Annotated in this window: 20 protein-coding genes, 1 tRNA gene, 1 pseudogene and 1 riboswitch; of the genes and pseudogenes, 2 read left to right on the forward strand and 20 right to left on the reverse strand. The window is 54.8% G+C overall.

Going from position 1 to position 19,723, the window contains the following annotated elements:
- Position 1: 1 nt before the first annotated feature.
- From cobM to IC804_RS00895, 18 genes and pseudogenes are all read right to left on the reverse strand, one after another.
- On the reverse strand, positions 2-775 hold the full coding sequence (gene cobM, locus IC804_RS00810; RefSeq protein ID WP_011231288.1) for a precorrin-4 C(11)-methyltransferase: 774 nt from the start codon (positions 773-775) through the stop codon (positions 2-4).
- The gene (cobI, locus tag IC804_RS00815; protein WP_008880159.1) at positions 772-1,473 is read right to left on the reverse strand and encodes a precorrin-2 C(20)-methyltransferase; all 702 of its coding nucleotides are present in this window, start codon (positions 1,471-1,473) and stop codon (positions 772-774) included. The genes cobM and cobI overlap by 4 nt, the downstream gene beginning before the upstream one ends.
- Positions 1,470-2,675: a bifunctional cobalt-precorrin-7 (C(5))-methyltransferase/cobalt-precorrin-6B (C(15))-methyltransferase gene (locus IC804_RS00820; protein ID WP_008880158.1), complete on the reverse strand. Its 1,206-nt coding sequence runs from the start codon at positions 2,673-2,675 to the stop codon at positions 1,470-1,472. The genes cobI and IC804_RS00820 overlap by 4 nt, the downstream gene beginning before the upstream one ends.
- Entirely contained in the window at positions 2,641-3,759 is a 1,119-nt protein-coding gene (locus IC804_RS00825) for a cobalt-precorrin-5B (C(1))-methyltransferase (RefSeq protein WP_008880157.1), read from the reverse strand. The genes IC804_RS00820 and IC804_RS00825 overlap by 35 nt, the downstream gene beginning before the upstream one ends.
- Before the next feature lie 6 nt (positions 3,760-3,765).
- Positions 3,766-4,413, reverse strand: a complete 648-nt coding sequence (locus IC804_RS00830; RefSeq protein ID WP_008880156.1) for a precorrin-8X methylmutase — start codon at positions 4,411-4,413, stop codon at positions 3,766-3,768.
- A gap of 58 nt (positions 4,414-4,471) precedes the next feature.
- A complete protein-coding gene (cobK, locus tag IC804_RS00835; protein ID WP_008880155.1) occupies positions 4,472-5,248 on the reverse strand; it encodes a precorrin-6A reductase in 777 nt (258 codons plus the stop codon).
- 15 nt (positions 5,249-5,263) lie between these two features.
- Entirely contained in the window at positions 5,264-6,091 is an 828-nt protein-coding gene (locus IC804_RS00840; protein WP_008880154.1) for a sirohydrochlorin chelatase, read from the reverse strand.
- Positions 6,092-6,303: 212 nt separating this feature from the next.
- Positions 6,304-8,094 (reverse strand): precorrin-3B C(17)-methyltransferase, encoded by a 1,791-nt coding sequence (gene cobJ, locus IC804_RS00845; RefSeq protein ID WP_081157144.1) that lies wholly within the window; start codon positions 8,092-8,094, stop codon positions 6,304-6,306.
- A 61-nt stretch (positions 8,095-8,155) separates the two neighbouring features.
- Positions 8,156-8,953 (reverse strand): energy-coupling factor ABC transporter ATP-binding protein, encoded by a 798-nt coding sequence (locus IC804_RS00850; RefSeq protein WP_081157157.1) that lies wholly within the window; start codon positions 8,951-8,953, stop codon positions 8,156-8,158.
- A complete protein-coding gene (locus tag IC804_RS00855) occupies positions 8,950-9,675 on the reverse strand; it encodes an energy-coupling factor transporter transmembrane component T family protein (protein WP_011231297.1) in 726 nt (241 codons plus the stop codon). The genes IC804_RS00850 and IC804_RS00855 overlap by 4 nt, the downstream gene beginning before the upstream one ends.
- Positions 9,659-9,952: an energy-coupling factor ABC transporter substrate-binding protein gene (locus tag IC804_RS00860; RefSeq protein ID WP_011231298.1), complete on the reverse strand. Its 294-nt coding sequence runs from the start codon at positions 9,950-9,952 to the stop codon at positions 9,659-9,661. Before IC804_RS00860 ends, IC804_RS00855 begins: the two co-directional genes overlap by 17 nt.
- A gap of 4 nt (positions 9,953-9,956) precedes the next feature.
- On the reverse strand, positions 9,957-10,700 hold the full coding sequence (locus tag IC804_RS00865; RefSeq protein WP_020754781.1) for an energy-coupling factor ABC transporter permease: 744 nt from the start codon (positions 10,698-10,700) through the stop codon (positions 9,957-9,959).
- The gene (locus IC804_RS00870) at positions 10,701-11,099 is read right to left on the reverse strand and encodes a (2Fe-2S) ferredoxin domain-containing protein (RefSeq protein ID WP_011231300.1); all 399 of its coding nucleotides are present in this window, start codon (positions 11,097-11,099) and stop codon (positions 10,701-10,703) included.
- 180 nt (positions 11,100-11,279) lie between these two features.
- Positions 11,280-11,472: riboswitch (cobalamin riboswitch) on the reverse strand.
- Between the two features lie 60 nt (positions 11,473-11,532).
- Positions 11,533-11,673: pseudogene (locus tag IC804_RS00875) on the reverse strand (S-adenosylmethionine--2-demethylmenaquinone methyltransferase); the annotation flags it as partial.
- A 17-nt stretch (positions 11,674-11,690) separates the two neighbouring features.
- A complete protein-coding gene (locus IC804_RS00880) occupies positions 11,691-12,071 on the reverse strand; it encodes a retropepsin-like aspartic protease (protein WP_008880146.1) in 381 nt (126 codons plus the stop codon).
- Complete coding sequence (locus IC804_RS00885; protein WP_081157145.1) at positions 12,061-12,315, reverse strand: hypothetical protein; 255 nt, start codon at positions 12,313-12,315, stop codon at positions 12,061-12,063. Before IC804_RS00885 ends, IC804_RS00880 begins: the two co-directional genes overlap by 11 nt.
- Positions 12,316-12,366: 51 nt before the next feature.
- Positions 12,367-12,852 (reverse strand): ribonuclease E activity regulator RraA, encoded by a 486-nt coding sequence (gene rraA, locus IC804_RS00890; RefSeq protein WP_008880144.1) that lies wholly within the window; start codon positions 12,850-12,852, stop codon positions 12,367-12,369.
- 257 nt (positions 12,853-13,109) lie between these two features.
- Positions 13,110-13,181: transfer RNA gene (locus tag IC804_RS00895), tRNA-Gln, on the reverse strand.
- 184 nt (positions 13,182-13,365) lie between these two features.
- Here IC804_RS00895 and IC804_RS00900 point away from each other — a divergent pair.
- Complete coding sequence (locus IC804_RS00900) at positions 13,366-14,244, forward strand: glycerophosphodiester phosphodiesterase family protein (protein WP_011887482.1); 879 nt, start codon at positions 13,366-13,368, stop codon at positions 14,242-14,244.
- Positions 14,245-14,570: 326 nt separating this feature from the next.
- Here IC804_RS00900 and IC804_RS00905 read toward each other — a convergent pair whose 3' ends face one another.
- Both IC804_RS00905 and IC804_RS00910 read right to left on the reverse strand, forming a co-directional pair.
- On the reverse strand, positions 14,571-16,727 hold the full coding sequence (locus IC804_RS00905) for a DNA topoisomerase III (RefSeq protein WP_008880142.1): 2,157 nt from the start codon (positions 16,725-16,727) through the stop codon (positions 14,571-14,573).
- Between the two features lie 12 nt (positions 16,728-16,739).
- A complete protein-coding gene (locus tag IC804_RS00910; protein WP_035499299.1) occupies positions 16,740-17,630 on the reverse strand; it encodes an aldo/keto reductase in 891 nt (296 codons plus the stop codon).
- A gap of 89 nt (positions 17,631-17,719) precedes the next feature.
- On the opposite strand from IC804_RS00910, the gene pepF reads away from it, so the two are divergent.
- Positions 17,720-19,570, forward strand: a complete 1,851-nt coding sequence (gene pepF, locus IC804_RS00915; RefSeq protein ID WP_011887484.1) for an oligoendopeptidase F — start codon at positions 17,720-17,722, stop codon at positions 19,568-19,570.
- Positions 19,571-19,723: the final 153 nt, after the last annotated feature.

Consider the following 19,723-nt stretch of genomic DNA (forward strand, 5'->3'; position numbering starts at 1 on the left):
CTTACTTCTCCCCCTTTCGATATCCGTGCGTAAACGTGCGGTCGTACAGCTTCGAACGGTAGCCGCGCTCATGAATATGGGGATCGAGCGCCCAACCGGCCAACATGATCGCGTGTTTCGTCACACCATGGCGCCGCATATCGTCAGCCATTGTGGCAACGGTGGAACGAATCACGACTTCATCCGGCCATGTCGCCTTATAGACGATCGCGACAGGCGTATCACCGCTCCAACCCGCTTCAAGGAGCGCCGCGCTTACTTTTTTGGCAAGCGTCGCGCTTAAAAAAAGAACGAGCGTGCAATGATGCTGCGCCAGCTCCTGCAATTTCTCACGCGGCGGCATCGGCGTCCGCCCCTCGGCGCGGGTGAAAATGACCGTCTGCGTCAATTCCGGAACGGTGAGCTCCGCCTGCACGGCGGCCGCGGCGGCAAACGCCGAACTGACGCCGGGGACGATTTCCACTTCAATTCCTTCTTCTTTCAACAAGGCGATTTGCTCAAGCGTCGCCCCGTAAATCGATGGATCACCGGTATGGACGCGCACGACAAGCCGTCCTTGTTTCACTTGCTCCGCCATTGCCGCGACCATTTCTTCTAAATGCATGCCGGCGGTATGGAAAACGTCAGCATCCGGCTTCCGGTAGCGCTCGATCAATTCCGCGCTCACTAGCGAGTCGGTGTAAAAAATGGCGTCGGCAGCAGCGAGAAGCTCGGCGCCGCGAACCGTGATCAAATCCGGCGCTCCCGGCCCCGCCCCTACGATATACAGCTTCACTTTCTCACCACCATCAATGTCAAATATTCGAGTTCCGCTCCGTCGAGCTCCTCGACCTTCCACACGACTTCCTCGCCGGACGTCACTTTCGTCACAACAGCGGCGCGATGAAGCAAATCGAGTTCCCGCAACAGACGAACCAGCAAATCGATCACTTTCGCCACTTTAAAAAAGACAACGCAATCGTGCTCAAGAAGCACTGCTTTCATCGCCTCAACATCGTCGCGGGCGGGCACGATCGCCACGGTTTCATCACCATCCGCCAGCGGCAGACGAAGCCTAGCGGCAGCAGCGTTGGCCGAACTGACGCCGGGGACGACTTCAATCGGCGCTTCCGGATAGCGGCGCTCCATTACGTGCATCAAATGGATGAACGTGCTGTACAACAGCGGATCGCCTTCGGTCACAAACGCGACATCGCGCCCGGCCGACAGCTCCGCCCAAATGGCGTCCGCCGCCTCGTTCCACTTCGGCTCAAGCAAGGCTCGGTCTTTTGTCATCGGAAAATGCAGGCCGAGCCGCCGTTTTTCCTCTGGCGCAAAATACGCATCAATAATTTGTTCCGCATAGCTTTTGCTTTGCCGCCCTTTTTTTGGATAGGCGATGACATCCGCTTCTTTTAGGCGGCGGTATGCTTTCACCGTCATGAGCTCTGGATCGCCCGGGCCAACACCGATGCCGTACAACGTGCCGGTCATTCGTCTCCCTCCCGCTTGGCTGTCATGATATACACCGGATTGAGCGCCTCAAAGCGCGTCAACTCTAAAATGGGCTTGCTTCGCGACACTTGCGCGAGCGTGATGTCAACATGAAATCCACGGCTGCGCAGCTCGCAGCCCGCTTCAGCAAGCGTCTCAACCGTTGCCGCGTTGATCACGATGCGTCCATTTTTCTTCAGCCGTTTCGCACAGACGTCCAACAACGGCGACATCGCGCCTGACGTGCCGCCGATAAAGATGGCATCCGGGTCGGCAAACTCATCGAGCCGATCGGGCGCCCTGCCGTGCACAAGCGTGATGTCAACGCGGAATTTGCGCAAGTTTTGCCAGCAAATCTCGAGGTCGTATTCATTTTTTTCAATCGCAAACACCGCCCCGTCGCGGGCGATTTTCGCCGCTTCAATCGCGACCGAACCGGTGCACGTCCCAATGTCCCAGACGACGCTGTCCGGGCGCAAGCGCAAGGCGCTTACGCTTAAGACGCGAATTTCTTTCTTTGTAATCAGCCCTTTGTCCGGCTTGCGTTGGAAAAATTCATCATCGTCAATGCCGAGCGGCCAAATCGGACCAGGAGCGGTTTGCCTCAAAATGACTATATTTAATGGAAGAAACTCGGTTTCTGCCATTTCTTCTAGCTTGAAAAACCGGCATCGCTCATTCGGCCCGCCGAGCTCCTCGCCGACAAACGCCTCATATTCCGTCATGCCGTACTCGAGCAAATAGCGGGCGATGGCGGCCGGCGAGTTCGTCTCATCGGTTAAGATGGCGACTTTGCGCCGCCCGTCGATCCGCTGAGCCAAACCGGTGAGCGGCCGGCCATGGACGCTGACAAACGCCGCGTCTTGCCAAGACTCGCCCATTTTCGCAAACGCCCATTGCACTGAGCTGACGGCCGGATACACGTCGATCGGCAATTTGCCGGCCAAATAGCTGCCGATGCCGTAAAAGAGCGGATCGCCGGAAGCAAGCACGACCGTGTTGCGCGTCTCATGGCGGAGCCGCTCCACCAGCTCCGCCAGTCCGCGGCGGATGATGATCGTTTCTCCTTTGTATTCAGGAAACATCGCCAGCTGCCGTTCGCCGCCGACAAGCAGCTCGCTTTCATCAATCCAGCGTCGATACAGCTCAGGAAGACTTGCTTGCCCATCAGCACCCACACCGATCAACTTCATCGTCCCCATCGGTCTGCACCGCCTTTCCTAATTGTTGTCCGTTCATTGTGTAAATGGACGTCGCCACCGTCAGACCGCCTCCCACTTCGTGAAGCGCCGCCTGGCAGCACGCTTCGCACAAAAGCTCGAAAAACTTCATGCAACCGGCCTCTTGCATCATGTCGCCGACTTGCGCCGCCGTATTCGCGCCGCGCACCGCAGCCACCAGTTCTGGGCCAGCACCTGCCTGCTCGGCGATGGCAGCCAAAAAGCCAAAGTCGACCGGGGCGCTTTTCGAGTGCACCATCATCACTCCTTGAGCGACTTTCGAAAATTTCCCCATCATCCCGACCATCGACACCATCTTGATGCCAAGCCGTTTGCATTGTTTCAGCGTAAAGCCGACAAAATCGCCCATTTCGATAAACGCTTCTTCCGGCAAATGTGGATATTCTTGCATGGCGTATTTCTCGCTCCGCCCCCCGGTCGTGATGACAACATGGCGGCAGCCGTTCGCTTTCGCCACTTGAAGCGCCTGCACGATGCTCGCCCGGTAGGCGGCGGTGGAGAACGGAACGACGATGCCGCGCGTCCCCAAAATCGAAATGCCGCCAATGATGCCTAGTCTCGGGTTCAACGTTTTTTTGGCGATTTCCTCGCCGCCGGGCACAGAAATGACGACCTTCACCCCGCCATGTAGACCGTATTGCGCCAGCACTTCATTGACGGCTTCGCGGATCATTTGCCGCGGCACTGGATTGATCGCCGCTTCCCCGACCGGCACCGGCAAGCCGGGTTTGGTGACGCGTCCGACCCCTTCACCGCCGTCGATATGAACGCCCGGCGACGAGGCCCACGAGACAGTGGAAACGATGAGCGCGCCGTGCGTCGCATCTGGGTCATCGCCGCCATCCTTCACGACCGAGGCCGTCGCCGTTTCGCCATCGAACGAACAAGAGGCGAGCGAAAAGGTCACCACCCGCCCGATCGGAATCCGAATCGTCGCCTCCGCCTGCACTTGGCCAGTGATGAGCGCCGTGAGCGCGGCTTTCGTTGCCACTGTCGCGCATGATCCGGTCGTATACCCTTCACGCAGCGTTTTTTTCGTTTCCATCGTTCGTCACCCTCGCTCGGCGAGCAGCGATAAAGCATTCAAGGCAGCGACGGTCACGGTGCTTCCTCCTTTGCGGCCGCGGTTGGTGATGAACGGCACATCGAGCTTCGCCAATTCTTCTTTTGATTCCGCCGCCGAGACGAATCCGACCGGCAAGCCGATCACCAATCCCGGCCGCGCCTCTCCTTCTTTGATGAGGCGAATGAGCTCCAATAACGCTGTCGGAGCGTTGCCGATGGCAAAAATGCCGCCTTCCGCTTCTTTCACCGCTTTGCGCATCGCCACAATCGCCCTCGTCGTATTCAACCGTTTCGCTTCAGCGATCACGTCTTCATCAGAAATATAGACGCGCACCGCACCGCCGAACTTCGCAAGCCGCGCTTGATTGACGCCGGCTTGCACCATTTGCACATCGGCGACGACGAGCTTGCCGCTGCGAATGGCATCAATGCCTGAGCGGATCGCATCCGGGTGGAAAATGAGGCTTTTGCCCAGCTCAAAATCAGCCGATGCATGGATGACGCGCTGAACGATTCGGTATTGTTCTTCTGTAAATGAATGCTCGCCGATCTCTTCATCAATGATTTGAAAGCTGCGCGCTTCAATTTGTTCCGGCTGCACCGTCGCCGGACGAAATGTTGTATGGAAGTCCATGACAATTCTCTCCTTTCTTCATGATCGCTTGCATGAGCGGCCGCTAGAATCCCATTCTTTACACGGCCGGAAGCGGCGCATGCTGCTTCAACGCCTCGAGCACGCCGGCAAAATCGTGATGCACGATGCCGTATGACAACCGTGGGCGGCGGATGACGATGACATCAATGCCGAGCTCCTCGGCGGCAGCGATTTTCTCATCGACAAACCCGACTTTGCCGCTTTCTTTCGTGACGACGACCGTGACGCCAAAATGGCGGTATAGCGCCCGATCGAGCTCTTTCGTAAACGGCCCTTGCATCATGACGATCTGCTCTTGGGAAAACCCGAGCCGCTCGCATTTGTCGAGATTGTCTTTCCGCGGCAGCATCCGCGCAATCACCTTGACGTCCGGGCGACCGATGAGCCTCGCGGCGAAAATGTCGAGCGTTTTGCTGCCGGTCGTCAGCATCACGACGCCGCCTTTTTCCGCCGCCAAGTCAGCCGCTTCTTCATAGCTGTCGACAAATGTCACCTTCTCGGATGAAAACGAAGACGCCTGCCGCTCGTAGCGAATGTAGGGCAACCCGGCGTCTGCTGCCGCTTGCATGGCGTTTTTTGACGCCTCTTCAGCAAATGGATGGCTCGCGTCCACAATCGCTTTGGCCCCCTCGGCTTTGGCCAGATCGGCAAGCTGGGACGCATCCAAGCGGCCGACATAGGCGCGAATGCCGGCCGATCGGAGCTGTTCGGCCGCGTGATCGGTGACGACCGTCGCGGTTACGTTATAGCCGGCTTGTTGGATCATCACCGCCAATTCGCGGGCATCGCTTGTTCCAGCTAACAATAAAATCATCGGACGCTTCCTCCTTCAATGATGGTGATGATGATGGTGATGATGGGCGGCGTGCAGCCGATATTGACAGATGTCGCAATTCATCGCCACCGTTTGGCCGAGCACCTCGTTGAGGCGGTCAAGCACGATCTCCTCAAGCTTCGGATGAAATCCAAAATAGCCGGCAAGCGCAAACGAGATATGCGAGTGCTCAGCTTGGTATTGCGCCATTTGCTGCTCAAGCCGCTTAATCAGGATGCCGGTGAATAAAAAATACGGAAGAACAACGATCCGCCTAGCTCCGAGCATGAGACAGCGGCGGACAGCATCATCAAGCGACGGCGTCGTCACGCCCATAAACGCCGGCTCGATGAGCGCATAGCCGGTCTGTTCCCAAAAGAGGCGGGCGATTTTATACAAGTCGCTGTTCGCATCCGGATCGCTCCCGCCGCGGCCAAGCAAAATGACCGCTGTTCCGTCATCCGGCTGCTCCGGCCGCTCGCCGATTTCTTGCAATCGTTCGCGCAAAATAGCAAATGTCTGCTCATGGACGCCGATGGGGCGGCCGTAGCGGAACACCATATGCGGATAGCGCGCTTTGGCCTCATCGATTTCCGCCGGGATATGCAGCTTCGAATGCCCGGCCGGCAATAAAATGAGCGGAATGACCGCCACTTCCATTGCCCCGGCTTCGGCGCAGCGTTCGATTCCTTCGCCGATCGACGGACGGCCAAATTCTAAAAAACTTGTTTCAATATGAAACGAATCGCGCAAACGCGGCCGCAGGCGGTCGACAAACTGCCGCACTTGCTCGTTCCCTTCCGGGTCGCGGCTGCCATGGCCGACAAATAAAATGGCTCTCATCCTTGTTTTCCCCCTTTTGTTAGCGGACGTCTTCCGCCGTTCCCTATAAGCGCAATGACTCGATGGGCGCTTCATCCAAATGCGAGGCGCCCATCTATGCTCTTTTATGGAACCAGCCGGTTATTCGATCGACTGTCGGAAAAAGATGCGTCGCTTCGACACCAACGACATCTGCAGACGTTCAAGCTGCACTTATATAACACATGCTTCCGTCACTCGCCGCAAGCCGGCATTTCGATGGACGCGGCCGGTTTTGCCTCTTCGTGTGAAAAACGTCCGACTTGCTTCACGCGGCGGAAAAACTTATGAAACCGTTCATTTGGATGTGCTTGTTCTTGATACTGTTCGATGATTTCTGCCATAACCGCCACAATTTCTTCCGGCGGAATGCCTTCCGCGACGAGCTGGCCGGGATGGGCGTTGCGGCCGACCGTTTTCCCGCCCAAAAACAAATCAAATTTCCCTTTCCGGTACACAAGCCCGATGTCTTCGTGCACCGCGCCGTAGCACGCCATCCCGCAGCCGTTGATGCCAAGCTTCAACTCTTTCGGCAGCGCCATGCCGCCAAACCGGCGCGCCAATTCCTCCGCGTATGGAATGGCGTCTTTTTTCTCTCCATCGCAAAAATCACATGCCTTCACCGTCAGCACATCACCGACCGGCATCACGATCAGTCCGGCGTCAACGAGACGGGCCACAAGCCCATCTGGGTCCTCTGTCAACCGTTCGATTTTCATATAATGATCCGGTGTGTAGGTCATTTTTCCATCCATCCCTACCACTTCCGCAAGCACGATGAGCTGTTCCGGGGTGAACTGTTTATTGGCCACGCCCGGGCTCACCGCCGCTTCCAACAACACGGCCGCCGTCTTTCTTGTTTTCCGTCTCTCTAAAGCGGCGAGCGCGTCTTCGGCTGTTTCTTTCACCCGTTTTGGCGCGGCGGTCGGCTGCCGTTTGGCTGTTTTTGCCAGCGGTGCAGCAAGCGTCGGCAAAACGGCAGCCAGCGGCGTTGGCTCGGCCTCCTTCGTGGCCGCGGCAACAGACGGCGGTCGAACCGCGGTGGCCAAGGCGGTGAAAGCACGATCCTTCTGGTTGTCCCCGGCGAGGACAGCCGCTTCGGACGGTCCTGATGCCCCCGTGCTTCCTTCGTCCTCATCTTCTAGCGGTTTCGTCTGGTCAAGCGCCCACGGCTCCGCTTCTTTGCGCAGCCGTTCATGCGGTTTGAGCGGCTGGACGGCGGCTGCTAGTTGATACTTGCGCTGGTAGCCGCGCGGCGTGATCATCACGCCGTCATGGACGAATGTCGTTGAGTTGCCGATAATCACCGTCGTCAACATGCCGATCTCATGGTCAAGCATATGCGCCAAGTCGGTGAGGACGATATGCTGCCGCTCGCGGTACGCGCTTTTCACCAGACCGACCGGGGTTTCCGGAGACCGATGGCGGAGCAGGATGCGCTGTGCTTCCACAATCTGTCTAGTGCGCCGTCCGCTTTTCGGGTTGTAAAGCGCGATGACAAAATCGGCCGCGGCGGCGGCGTCAATCCGCTTTTCAATCAGCTCCCACGGCGTCAAATGGTCGCTCAAGCTGATCGTGCACGCATCGTGCATAATCGGTGCGCCAAGCAGCGCGGCGCACGAATGGATCGCGGAAATGCCGGGGATGACTTCGACTTCAATCGAGCTGTCTTTCGTCCACCCTTTTTCGATCAGCACTTCATACACGAGCCCGGCCATGCCGTACAACCCGGCGTCACCGCTTGAAATGACGGCGACCGTTTTGCCGCGCTCCGCCCATTTCACCGCCGCTTGGGCGCGGCTCACCTCTTCCGTCATGCCCGTGCTGATGATTTCCTTTCCGACAATCAGATCGCGCACAAGTTCGATGTACGTTTTGTAGCCGATGATGACGTCGCTTTCTTCAATCGCTTCCCGAGCCCGTTTCGTCATTTGGTCGACGCTTCCCGGACCGAAGCCGACAATGAGCAATTTGCCGCTCATCATGATCCCTCCTTTTGCCGACTAGCACCCATTTTTCACACTCCATTCGCCGCTCATGTCCCTTTCACGGCGCAACACATCGGGGGACGATCTTTTCCTCTGGCCGCCATGCTTGCCAAAGCCGCACGAACAGCGGAACATCCAAGCGAATGTCCAACAGCCGCTGGCGGTCGGCGAATACGTCTTCGGGCGCCCCTTGCATCACGATCCGTCCTTCGTGCATGACCGCGACGACATCCGCCCACTGCCAGACGAAATCCATGTCATGGGTGGCGATCAACACAGTCGTCCCCGCCTGGTGAATGGCGTCAATTTGTTTGAGAAACTGCTTTGTCTGATGCTGATCCAAATAGGCGGTCGGTTCGTCCAATACGAGCAAGTCCGGCTTGGCCGCCATCGTACAGCAGAGCGTCAGCCATTTTTTCTGTCCGAGACTGAATTGATGGGTCGGGCGGTCCAGCCAAGATTGAAGGTGGTATTCCGCCGTAATCGCGGCAAGCGCCTCCCTCATTTTTTCTCGATCGATTCCGGCATGGACTAAGCTGATCGCCAATTCATCACGCACGAGCGGGGCGAGGATTTGATGCTCCGGGTTTTGAAAGACGATGCCGACTTCACGCCGCCATTGCGTCCAATCAGCGCCGCGTTCATACATGTTGCGCCCTTTCCAATACACCGCTCCTTCCTGCGCCCGCAGCAGCCCGTTCAAATGAAGAAACAACGTCGTTTTGCCGCAGCCGTTTGGCCCGATCAATGCGCATTTTTTTCGCTCTGGAATTTCCCAATCAATCCCATTCAGCACGTACCGTTCTGCTTGATAAGCGTATTTCACTCGTTCCATTCGCAGCAGCAACGTTTTCACCCTTTCCGCCATGCCCACCCAAGCAGCAAGGCCATGATGATGCCGGCCGCAACATCGACAAGAGGCACATGCGCTTTTTCCCGCTGATGCGTATGCCCAGCCGACGCGACGCCTCCACGCGCCGCAAGCGAACGGCTGAACGCTTCATACGACTGCCACGTTTTCATCCATAGTTGGTACATCAGCATCCCGCCATGCCGCCAATGCGTTCCCCCGCTGCGGGCCCGCAACGCCAGCATCAGCTCTGCGGCCGCCTGCTCGAGCAAAAAGATAAAGCGATACATAAGAAAGCAAAGTTCCACGAGCGCCGCCGGCAGCCGCATTCGCCTCAGCACCGCAATCAAGTCCGGCGCCGGCGTCGTAATGAGAAGGAAAAACAAGCACGACCAGGCGGCAAGGGAGCGGACGGCGAGCTTTGCAGCCGGCTGCAGCTGGCTGTCGATGAAAGTTATTTGAAAAGGAACCGACACGGACACAACGAGCGTCAGCAGGCTGAGCCCTAAAAAAACGGAGGCGGCGAGCATCGCTTTTCCATACACGGAAAACGGCACTCGTGCACGAGCGACAATCCAATACGCCATTCCGATGAGCACAAGCCATTGTTCGCGCCAGCCGCCCATCATGACAACGGCAAGCATAACAAACGCCACGATCAGCTTCCACTCCGCCCGCCATGCCCGCAGCCGGTTGTCATACGCCCAACGGTCAAACTCGCGAATCATGGCTGTTTTTCCGCTCCGAACGCCCTTTGTACAACCCGACGACGTAGCCGATCACGCCGGCGCCAAGCGCGGCTTGCAGCGAGAACAGAAGCGTTTCGACTTCGCCGCCTGGAGGGGTGAAGATCGACTCAAACCACGGCCGGTAATGCGGGTTGAGCGTTTGAATGGCTTTTTCCGCCTGATCGTCCGTTCCACCGAATTCCGATCCGCGCGCCCACCAAAGAGGAATGATGACAAGCAAAGCAGCCAGCAACACGAGCAAGCCATTTTTCTTCATCGCATTACGCCCCCTTTTCCTTTTGGAACAGCGGAGAAGCTTGATAGGAGGAAAGCCAGTTCCAGACGATTACCGTTATGATGCCTTCCGTCACCGCCAACGGCACTTGAGTAATGGCAAAAATGCCGGCGAATTTCAAAAACGAGGCGGTGACTCCCCCATCAGGAGACGGAAACGCCAGGGCAAGCTGCAGGGACGTCATGACATATGTAGCCAAATCAGACAAACAAGCGGCAAGAAACAAAGCCGCTCGATTGGATACCGCCCCTTTTCGGCACAGTTGATACACTCCGTACGCGACGAACGGGCCGACGATCGCCATCGACATCGCATTGGCCCCAAGCGTCGTCACTCCTCCGTGGGCAAGAAGCAGCGCTTGAAAGAGAAGAACGACTGTGCCGATCACCACCATCACCCATGGTCCAAACAAAACCGAGCCGAAGCCGATCCCGGTCGGATGCGAGCTGCTGCCGGTGACGGATGGAATTTTCAACGCCGACAATACAAATGTAAACGCGCCAGCTAACGCCATCAGAAGCTTATGTTCGGGGTGCTGCTTCAGCGTATGCACAAGCCGCCGCAATCCGAACACAAAGAACGGCAAAAACAACAGCCACCAAAACAGCGCCCATTTGACAGGCAAAAATCCTTCCATAATATGCATGGCATACGCTTCATTTTCATTTGTCAACAAAAAATAGGAAACGAACAAAGCCGCCATTCCGCTCCATCGAACCGCTCTCTTCATTTATCCCTTCACTCCTTTCGCAGCATGTTCCGTTTTCCGTTTTCCGCTTGGCGCCTCCCGTTCGCCGGCTGGCGTCAACACCAATTCGCCTTCGTATTCATACGTCGCCCACTCCCGCATCGGAACCCCCTCACCCAAATGGGCGCGCACAACCTCCTTCGCCCGCTCCGGCGTCATCTGTCGATACCAGATGCCTTGCGGATAGACGATCATCACGCACGCGTCTTGGCATCGTCCGTTGCAGCGCGTCCTTGTTGTATGGACAGCGTCGTCAAGCCCGAGACGGGCGATCTCCTCGCGCACCGCCGTTGTCACGTCATCTCCGCCATGGCGGAGGCACGTCCCTCCGTTGCAAATGAGCACATGATGCTTCATTCCCCGCAAATCCCACGTCGCCACCAAATCCCTCCTTTTGCTAGAATGGTAGAATGAAATGCGGCAGACGGACGGTTTTTCGACAAAAGAAAAAGCACCTCTACAGCAGAGGTGCAGAAAAATGTATACGAAAGCCGTAAACGGCCCAAACAGGGCCCCTAAAGCCGTCATTCTCCCGCACGTCTGCCTATAGTCCCGTAGGCATCCGTCCGATCCAAACAAGGCAGGTCTCCTGACTTAGGATCATCGCTTGGCGGCGTCTTCCCGAAGCATCCTTCAGTGACTTGCTGCCGCAAAGCTCCCCATCACAGTGGCGGGCACCGTGCCGGATTTTCACCGAGCTTCCCTTTTCACCCAAGCCCTAAGCGGGCTAGGCACCTTGTTTGTCTTACCGCCATATATGCGCTGTCATGGAACAAGCATCCGTTTTCATCGTAGTACAACCAATGCGTTGCCGTCAACCGTTTTTTGCCGACAAATCTTTGTTGGCGACGACAACGCCGTCCGCATCAGCGTACACGTACGCCCCTGGCTCCCAGCGGACGCCGCCAAACTCGAGCGCAACGTCGCGGGCGCCTTTTCCTTCTTTTTGGCATTTCGAGCGGGCGTTCCATTTCAACCAGAACGATACATCTCCAACTTGTCCAGGTCTAAGACAAATCCAGCGCCCAGCAATATATCCAATCCTAACAAACCGTTAATCCCCTCATAGTCCATCCCGCTAAAATCAATTTCATACTCTCTTAGCTGGAAAGAATCTAGCTGAATACAGTCTAATTTTTTTGTAAACGCGTACTCTTTCCCACCGATTCCGTAATAAGCCACAATACGATCGCCCGGCTCTACCCGCAAATGAATATCTTCTACTGCATTTTGAGAAATCACTGTTTTCGCCGCACCAGTATCAATCACCATATTATGAATCAACTTAGACCTTCCTTGATAAACGATTTCGATCGATGCAAACAGCAAGCCTTCACGATATTCAATCTGCATAATGAAATTTCCCTCTCAGGCCAATCGCTCCCCGAACTTTTAAAACAATCTCCTTGTGGCTAGTATGATAAACAAGCTGATTCCCTTTCGATTGCAGCAACTCACGAGTTGCATCCTTGTCGGAAACCGTTCCGATAACAGCCACCTCTTCAATGATTTCTTGATCTCCCTCTAAATGGGACTTTAATACTTGTAATTTCACAAATTGATTTGGATACAATGAACGCACTTCATGCCATTCCATCTCCATCGCCTCAACCTGTTCGTTGTATTGAACGAGACTCGACCGCAGCCGTCAACCATTTTTCGCCAACAAATCTTTGTTGGCGACGACAACGCCGTCCGCATCAGCGTACACGTACGCCCCTGGCTCCCAGCGGACGCCGCCAAACTCGAGCGCAACGTCGCGTGAGCCCTTTCCCTCTTTTTTGCTTTTCACCGGGCATGTGCCGATCGCCATCACGCCAATCGGCATGGCGCCAATTTCCGCTGAATCGCGGATGCAGCCGTGGATGATGACGCCAGCAAGCCCCCTCTCGCAAGCGATTTGCGCCAGCCGGTCGCCTAATAGCGCGACGCGGCGCGAGCCTTTTCCATCGACCACGAGCACCGTCCCCGGCGGCACCGTCTCCAGCGCTTCTCGGACAAGGACGTTGTCTTCAAACACATCGACCGTCGCAATCGGCCCGGAAAACGCCCGCTTTCCGCCGTACGATTGGAACGGCAACTCGCATACTTGCAACTCGTCTAAAAATTGATCGCATAAATCGGCTGTTTTCATTGTCGCTCTCCCCTTTCATGTTTTGCATTCGCCGTCATTCGCCAAAATCCTTCTGCCTCAGCAGTTTTTTGTCGACGATCTTTCATTCGAACGACTGACACGAACGCGGCGATGTGAACCAAACCATTGTGTGGCCGTCAATCGCTTCGATGTATTCCACCGATCGCATTGAAACCATAAAAAACGGCCCCGCGCCGATATATAGCGGAGACCGTTTTCACCGGCTCAAAGCCCCTCCGGTTTGACCAGACGTTCAGCTGGGCTAGCTGGATTCGAACCAGCGCATCACGGAGTCAAAGTCCGTTGCCTTACCACTTGGCTATAGCCCAACGTGTTTGTCGTCATTCACAGTATGCAGCATAGTGGCTTCCTTTATACGTAAAAACGAATATCGTTTTGCATCAAGTGGAAAAATACGGATAAGCATTCACGTTCCGCACGTTTTACCATCTCTTCATCTTGTCTTCACAACCGTTTCATTCCAATAAGGTATGCTGGAAACAGAAAGGGGGGATGACGTTGCATCGAATATGGCTTTATGTCTCGTTCTTGGTATGGTTACCGCTAGGCTTAGCCTCCTCTGCTGCTCCACAACAGCCGTCTGTCACCCGCGAGCCGATCATCATCGCCCATCGCGGTGCTTCCGGACATGCACCGGAGCATACACTTGCCTCCTACCGGCTTGCCGCCCGCATGCACGCTGATTATATTGAGGTTGACGTGCGCATGACGAAAGACGGAAAACTCATCGCCATGCATGATGCAACACTCGCCCGAACGACGAATGCCGAAACCGTCTACCCTCGCCGTTCTCCGTGGCAGGTTGGCGATTTTTCACTCGCCGAGCTGAAGCGTCTTGATGCCGGCTCCTGGTTTGGTAAGCGCTTTGCCGGCGAACCGATCCCGACACTTGAGGACATCATACACACGCTGAAATCAGAACGAATCGATGCCCCTTTGTACATTGAACTAAAGCAGCCCGGCATCGAAAAATCGGTCGTACAGCTATTGCAAAAACATTATTATTTACAGCGCGGACGCATCATATTTCAATCGTTTCACCCCGAGAGTTTGCAGACGCTAAGGCCGCTCATCCCAAATAGCATTCCGCTCATTCAGCTCATTGGAGAACGCGAGACGGCTCGTATAAGCCCGAACGAGCTGCTAGAGCAGGTCGCCGTCTATGCCGATGGCGTTGGCTTGCCGCTTTCACTCGCCAATCAAGAGTGGGTGGATGCCGCTCATAGCCGCGGGCTCATCGTGCATGTCTACACGGTGAACAACCCACACGATTTGGCACGTCTATGCTCCATCGGCGTTGACGGCTTGTTCACCGACTACCCGGACCGCCCCGCCCGCATTGCTGCTTGCCACCAGCCGCCCCGTGGTTAACAGATAGTTGGGCGGCTCCTCTTTTGTTAACATAATATAATTACGGTTTATTTGATTAAAAGCATTTCTCCTTTCATTTATCATCAAAAAAGCAGATCGATGTAGCCGATTGCTGATGACACAAACGGCCTATTTACGATCACAATAGACCACCGCCATCCGCAAGGTAATGTTTGCGGATGGTTGTACAAGCCGTTCAGCTTTGCCACATCAAACACCCTCGGCTGGTTAGCGAGCGGATTCAAAAATGAAAAAAAGCAGGCCGTTCACGGCCCGCCTTTTTGCGAAACGCTTTTTCACAAGCAGCATGCTTTATCTGCCTTCCGTCACCGTTTCGGAAACTGAAATGACAGCTTCTTATCGTTTTCATCCCACACTAGGACAGCGTCAAACGTTTTTCCACCTTTTTTGAATCCTTTGATGACATTCGTTTTGCCCTTCGCAAGCAGCTTTTTCATATTCGCCGCCGAAATCGACTTGCCGAGAATACGTTTTGAGACCGTAAACGAGCAGCTCGTTTTCACATATTGGTCACAGCCGTATAACGTTCCTTTGTCAACGACGGTTCCGCCGCAAAGCGGACAGCGCCCGAGCGGTTCACCAACCGTTTTTTTCGTTTTCGTCCGCTGGATCGAAGCGGTGTCAAGCCCGCTGAAATTCCAGCTTGGCGCAGCGGCGATGGCATCAGCAACCACTTTTTGCGCCAGCTTTTTCGCCTGTTCCATAAACGCGGCGGAGGAGGCCGCTCCTTCACCAATTTCGCTTAAACGCTGTTCCCATTTTGCCGTCATTTCCGGTGAAGCGAGAATCGTGCCACCGAGCGCCTCGATCAATACTTTGGCCTTGTCCGTCGCATACACAAGGTTGTTTTTCACCTCGATATACTTCCGCTCTTTCAGCATCGTAATGATCGCCGCCCTTGTCGCCTCTGTGCCGAGCCCTTCCGTTTTGGCGAGCACTTTTTCAAGCGCTTCATCATCTAAAAACTTCCCGGCTGTTTTCATGAGCGTAATGAGTTGCCCTTCCGTATACCGTTTCGGAGGTTCCGTTTTTCCTTCTTTTACTTGGATGTCCGCCACTTCGCCGGCTTCACCTTGGCAGAGTAGCGGAAGCACCGTTTCCTTTTCCTCCTCATGTGGGCGAATGACAGCGCGCCATCCTTCCTCAATGACTTGTCTTCCTTTTGTGATGAAACGAGCACGTCCATCAACAAGCGTCGCCACCGTTGTATAATCGATAACCGCCGCCTGGTGATGGGCGGCGATGAGTCGGCGGACGATCAAATCATACACTTTCCGCTCATCGGCCGACAGCTTTTCTGGGTCAACGACTTGTTCGGTCGGAATGATGGCATAATGGTCAGTCACTTTCTTTTCATTTACATAACGTTTGTTATGTAAAATCGAAGGCTGCGGCAGCGGAAAATACGAAGCGTACGCTGAAAACGCCGACAGCTTTTGTAAAATAGCCGGGAACGTTTCCGCCTCTCCCCTGGTCACATGCATCGAATCAGAGCGTGGATACGAGACGATTCCTTTTTGATAGAGCGACTGCAACACATCGAGCGTTTTTTTGGGGGAAAAGCGATAGAGTTTGTTCGCTGTCGCCTGCAGTGTCGACAGGTTGAACAACAGCGGCGGTTGGAACGTTTTCCGATCCGTACGGACGTCGGCGACTACCGCCTGCTTCCCCCGACAGAAAGCGGCGATGTTTTTTGCCATCGCTTCGTCCTTGAGACGCGTTTGCCCGTTTTCATCTATCCATTTTCCTTCATACTGCTTATCGCCGATGACAAACGAAGCGACCACTTCCCAAAACGGCTCAGGGCGAAACTGTTCAATTTCCCGCTCACGCCGGACAATTAAGGCCAATGTCGGCGTTTGCACGCGCCCAACGGAGAACACATCGTTCATCCCCCGCTCCTTAAGCAACAGGCTGTAGGCTCGTGAAGCGTTCATGCCGACGAGCCAATCCGCGCAGGCGCGGGCGTACGCTTCCTCATACAATGGACGCGTCGTTCGCTCGTCGAGCAAGCGGCGAAACCCTTCTTCAATCGCTTTCGGGGTCAATGACGACAGCCAAAGCCGCTTCATCGGTTTATTGACGCCGCTCAGGCGGATGATGTTGCGTACAATGAGCTCCCCTTCACGCCCGGCGTCGCCGGCATGAATGATTTCCTTCACTTCCGGCTTCCGCAGCAGTTCTTTCACGACTTTGAACTGCTTTGCTTTCGCTTTTTCCACTTCGTATTCAAATCGTTCTGGAATGATGGGCAGCGCCTTCAACGTCCACCGCTTCCATTCCGAGCGATACCGCTCAGGCGGCGCAAGCTGGCAAAGATGGCCGATCGCCCATGTCATGTACGCTCCGTCCGGAAACAAGTCGTTTGGCAAAATTTCGATATAACCTTGCCGTTTTTTCGTGCGAAAAATGGAGGCGAGTGTTGCCCCTTGATCTGGTTTTTCTGCAATAATGACTTTCATTGACTTCTCTCCTTACGGTACATCATGCCCCATCGAACTTTGCAAAATGGCGAACCATTGCTCACGGGACAACGAGAAAGATAATGCTCGCACCGCCCGCTCGATTCGTTCTTGTTTCCCTGAGCCGACAATCGGCATCATCCGCGCCGGATGGGCGAAAAGCCACGCGTACAGCACTTCATCGATCGTCTCGGCGCCGAGCTCACCCCGCACTTGTTCCAAGGTATCGCGCAACCGCACCGCTCGGTCATCATCAGCGGAAAAGATCGCTCCACCGGCGAGCGGCGACCAGACCATTGGCGGCATTCGCTTCTCCAAGCAAAGATCAACCGTGCCGTCTTCAAGATTTTCCAGCCGGTACGCTGATACTTCAATTTGATTGGTAACGAGCGGAAATGGTAAATACGACTCGAGCATTGAAAGCTGTGAACGCTTAAAGTTCGAGACGCCGAAATAACGCACTTTTCCGTCTGCCTTTAGCTGGCAAAACGCCTCAGCCACCTCTTCCGGATTCATGAACGGATCCGGGCGATGGATGAGCAAGACATCGATATAATCGGTACGAAAATTCCGCAGCGATTGCTCGACCGAGGCGATGATATGATCTTTGCTTGTATCGTACAATTTCATCCCATACTTCGATGGCAGCTTAATGCCGCATTTCGTCACGATCTCAATCTGACTGCGCAAACTTGGTTTTAATGTCAGCGCATCGCCAAAACGTGATTCGCACGTGTAGTTGCCATAAATATCGGCATGGTCAAATGTGGTGATGCCACGCTCAAGGCAAAACTCAATTAATGAAAGCAGCTGCCTGGCCGAATAGCCCCAGTCGGCGAGCCGCCAGCAGCCGTAAATGACGCGGGAAAAAGACAAGTTGTCCGCTAACTGAACTCGTTCCATCATCCTCTTCCTTTCTTCTTTTTTGGCTAAAACGTTCCTGTTTGCACATACTACAGACGAGAGGAAAAAAACGGAAAGGACGTGATCATATGAAGCGCCGGCTCGTCTCGCTGTTGGCGATGCTTCTTTTGGCCATTCCATGGCCAACGTCGGCCGCTGACACGGCATACGAATGGAATTTAGCCGACATTTATCCGTCCGAAGCGGAATGGATGCGCGACTATCAAGCGGTAAACAACGCTTTACCGAAACTGGCAGCCTTTGAAGGAAAACTTAACGATGCCAAAACGATCGCCAAGCTGTTCGCCTTGAATGAACAAACGGCCCGCAAGCTTGAAAAACTGTCGCTTTATGCCCATTTAAAACGCGACCTCAACATTAAAGACAAAACAGCCGCCCAGCTTGAGGCAAAAGTGAAAGCGCTCGCCACTCAATATGCGGAAAAGACCGCATTTATCGAGCCGGAGCTGCTCGCCCTTCCGGAGCAGACGCTCAAAAAGCTCCAAAACAGCAAGCCGCTCAAGGCCTATCGCTATTACTTCACCGAACTGCGCGAACAAAAGCCGCATACGCTCACAAAACGTGAGGAACGACTGCTCGCCAAACTGGCGCCGGCTCTTGGCGAAGCGGAAAACATTTACGACCACGCTTCTCGCGGCGATTACGAGCCGCCGTCTGTCCGCATGCCGGACGGAAAAACAGTGACACTGACGGATCATAACTATGCCACCCTCCTTCAGCATCCGGACCGCCGTTACCGGAAAGCCGCGTTTGAAGCAAAAGCCAAAAGCTACGAGGCGCTTGAACAGACGGCTGCAGCGACGCTATACGCATCCGTTAAAGCGGATGAGCTGTATGCCGAAATTCGCCGCTATCCATCCGGCCTAGACGCTGCACTCGCTGCTGACGATGTGCCAAAGAAAGTGTTTGACAACTTGATCACTGCCGTCCATCGCCACTTGCCAACGCTTCATCGTTATATTGAGTTGCGAAAACAGGCGCTCGGCCTCGACCGTGTCCATAGCTACGACTTATATGTGCCGCTCGCTGGTAAAACAGAGGAATCCATCCCTGTGGAGACGGCAAAAACCCTCTTATTGGAAGGGCTCCGACCGCTTGGTGACGACTATATCGAGCATGTACACCGAGCGTTTACGGAACGATGGCTTGATGTTTACCCGCGCCCAAAAAAATATACCGGCGGCTACAATACGGGAGCGTATGACACCCATCCGTTCATCTTGCTTAATTACAACGGATCGCTTGACAGCGTGTTGACGATGGCACATGAGCTCGGGCACGCCATGCATTCCGTGTACACGAACCGCACACAGCCGTACCATTATTCCGGCCATTCGATTTTCACCGCAGAAGTGGCATCCACTGCCAATGAATGGCTGATGCTTGATTATTTGTACAAACAAGCGAAAACAAAAGAGGAAAAGTTCCGCCTGCTCATCGAACAGATCGAGCAAATTCGCGGCACGTTGTACACGCAAGTGATGTATTCTGAATTTGAACGGGTGATCCATGATAAAGTGCGTCAAGGCGGCAGCTTGACGGCAGATGAACTCAACCATCTTTGGCTGGAGTTGCTGAAAACGTATTACGGTCCGGCATACGCCGCCGATCCGGGAGCCGCACGCGGCTGGCTGCGCATCCCCCATTTTTATGACGCGTTTTATGTATACAAATATGCGACCTCCCTCGCCGCCTCATATGCCATCGTCAGTGACATCAAAGCCGACAAAAGCGGCGAGGCGTTGAAGCGGTACAAACAGTTTTTGCGATCCGGCACGTCAGACGATCCGCTTCGCCTGCTCAAGCGAGCTGGTGTCGATATGACAAGCTCCGAACCAGTCGAGCGTGTCTTGCGTCATTTCGCTAAGCTCGTTGACGAACTGGACAAGCAGCTGAAAGCTCAAAAAACACAGCCGTGATGTGGAAAAGTGCCCCGCTTCAACGCGGGACACTTTTTTCCTTGACAACCCTTTCACCTTAGCTATTTTCAGCTCGGGGCTTGTTCTAGTGACAGCCAAACGCTTTGTTGTCGGCACGTTCCACTCCTGGCACTATGTAAGCATACACCTTGT

This window comes from Geobacillus sp. 47C-IIb, assembly GCF_014679705.1.
Taxonomy (GTDB): Bacteria; Bacillota; Bacilli; order Bacillales; family Anoxybacillaceae; genus Geobacillus; species Geobacillus thermodenitrificans.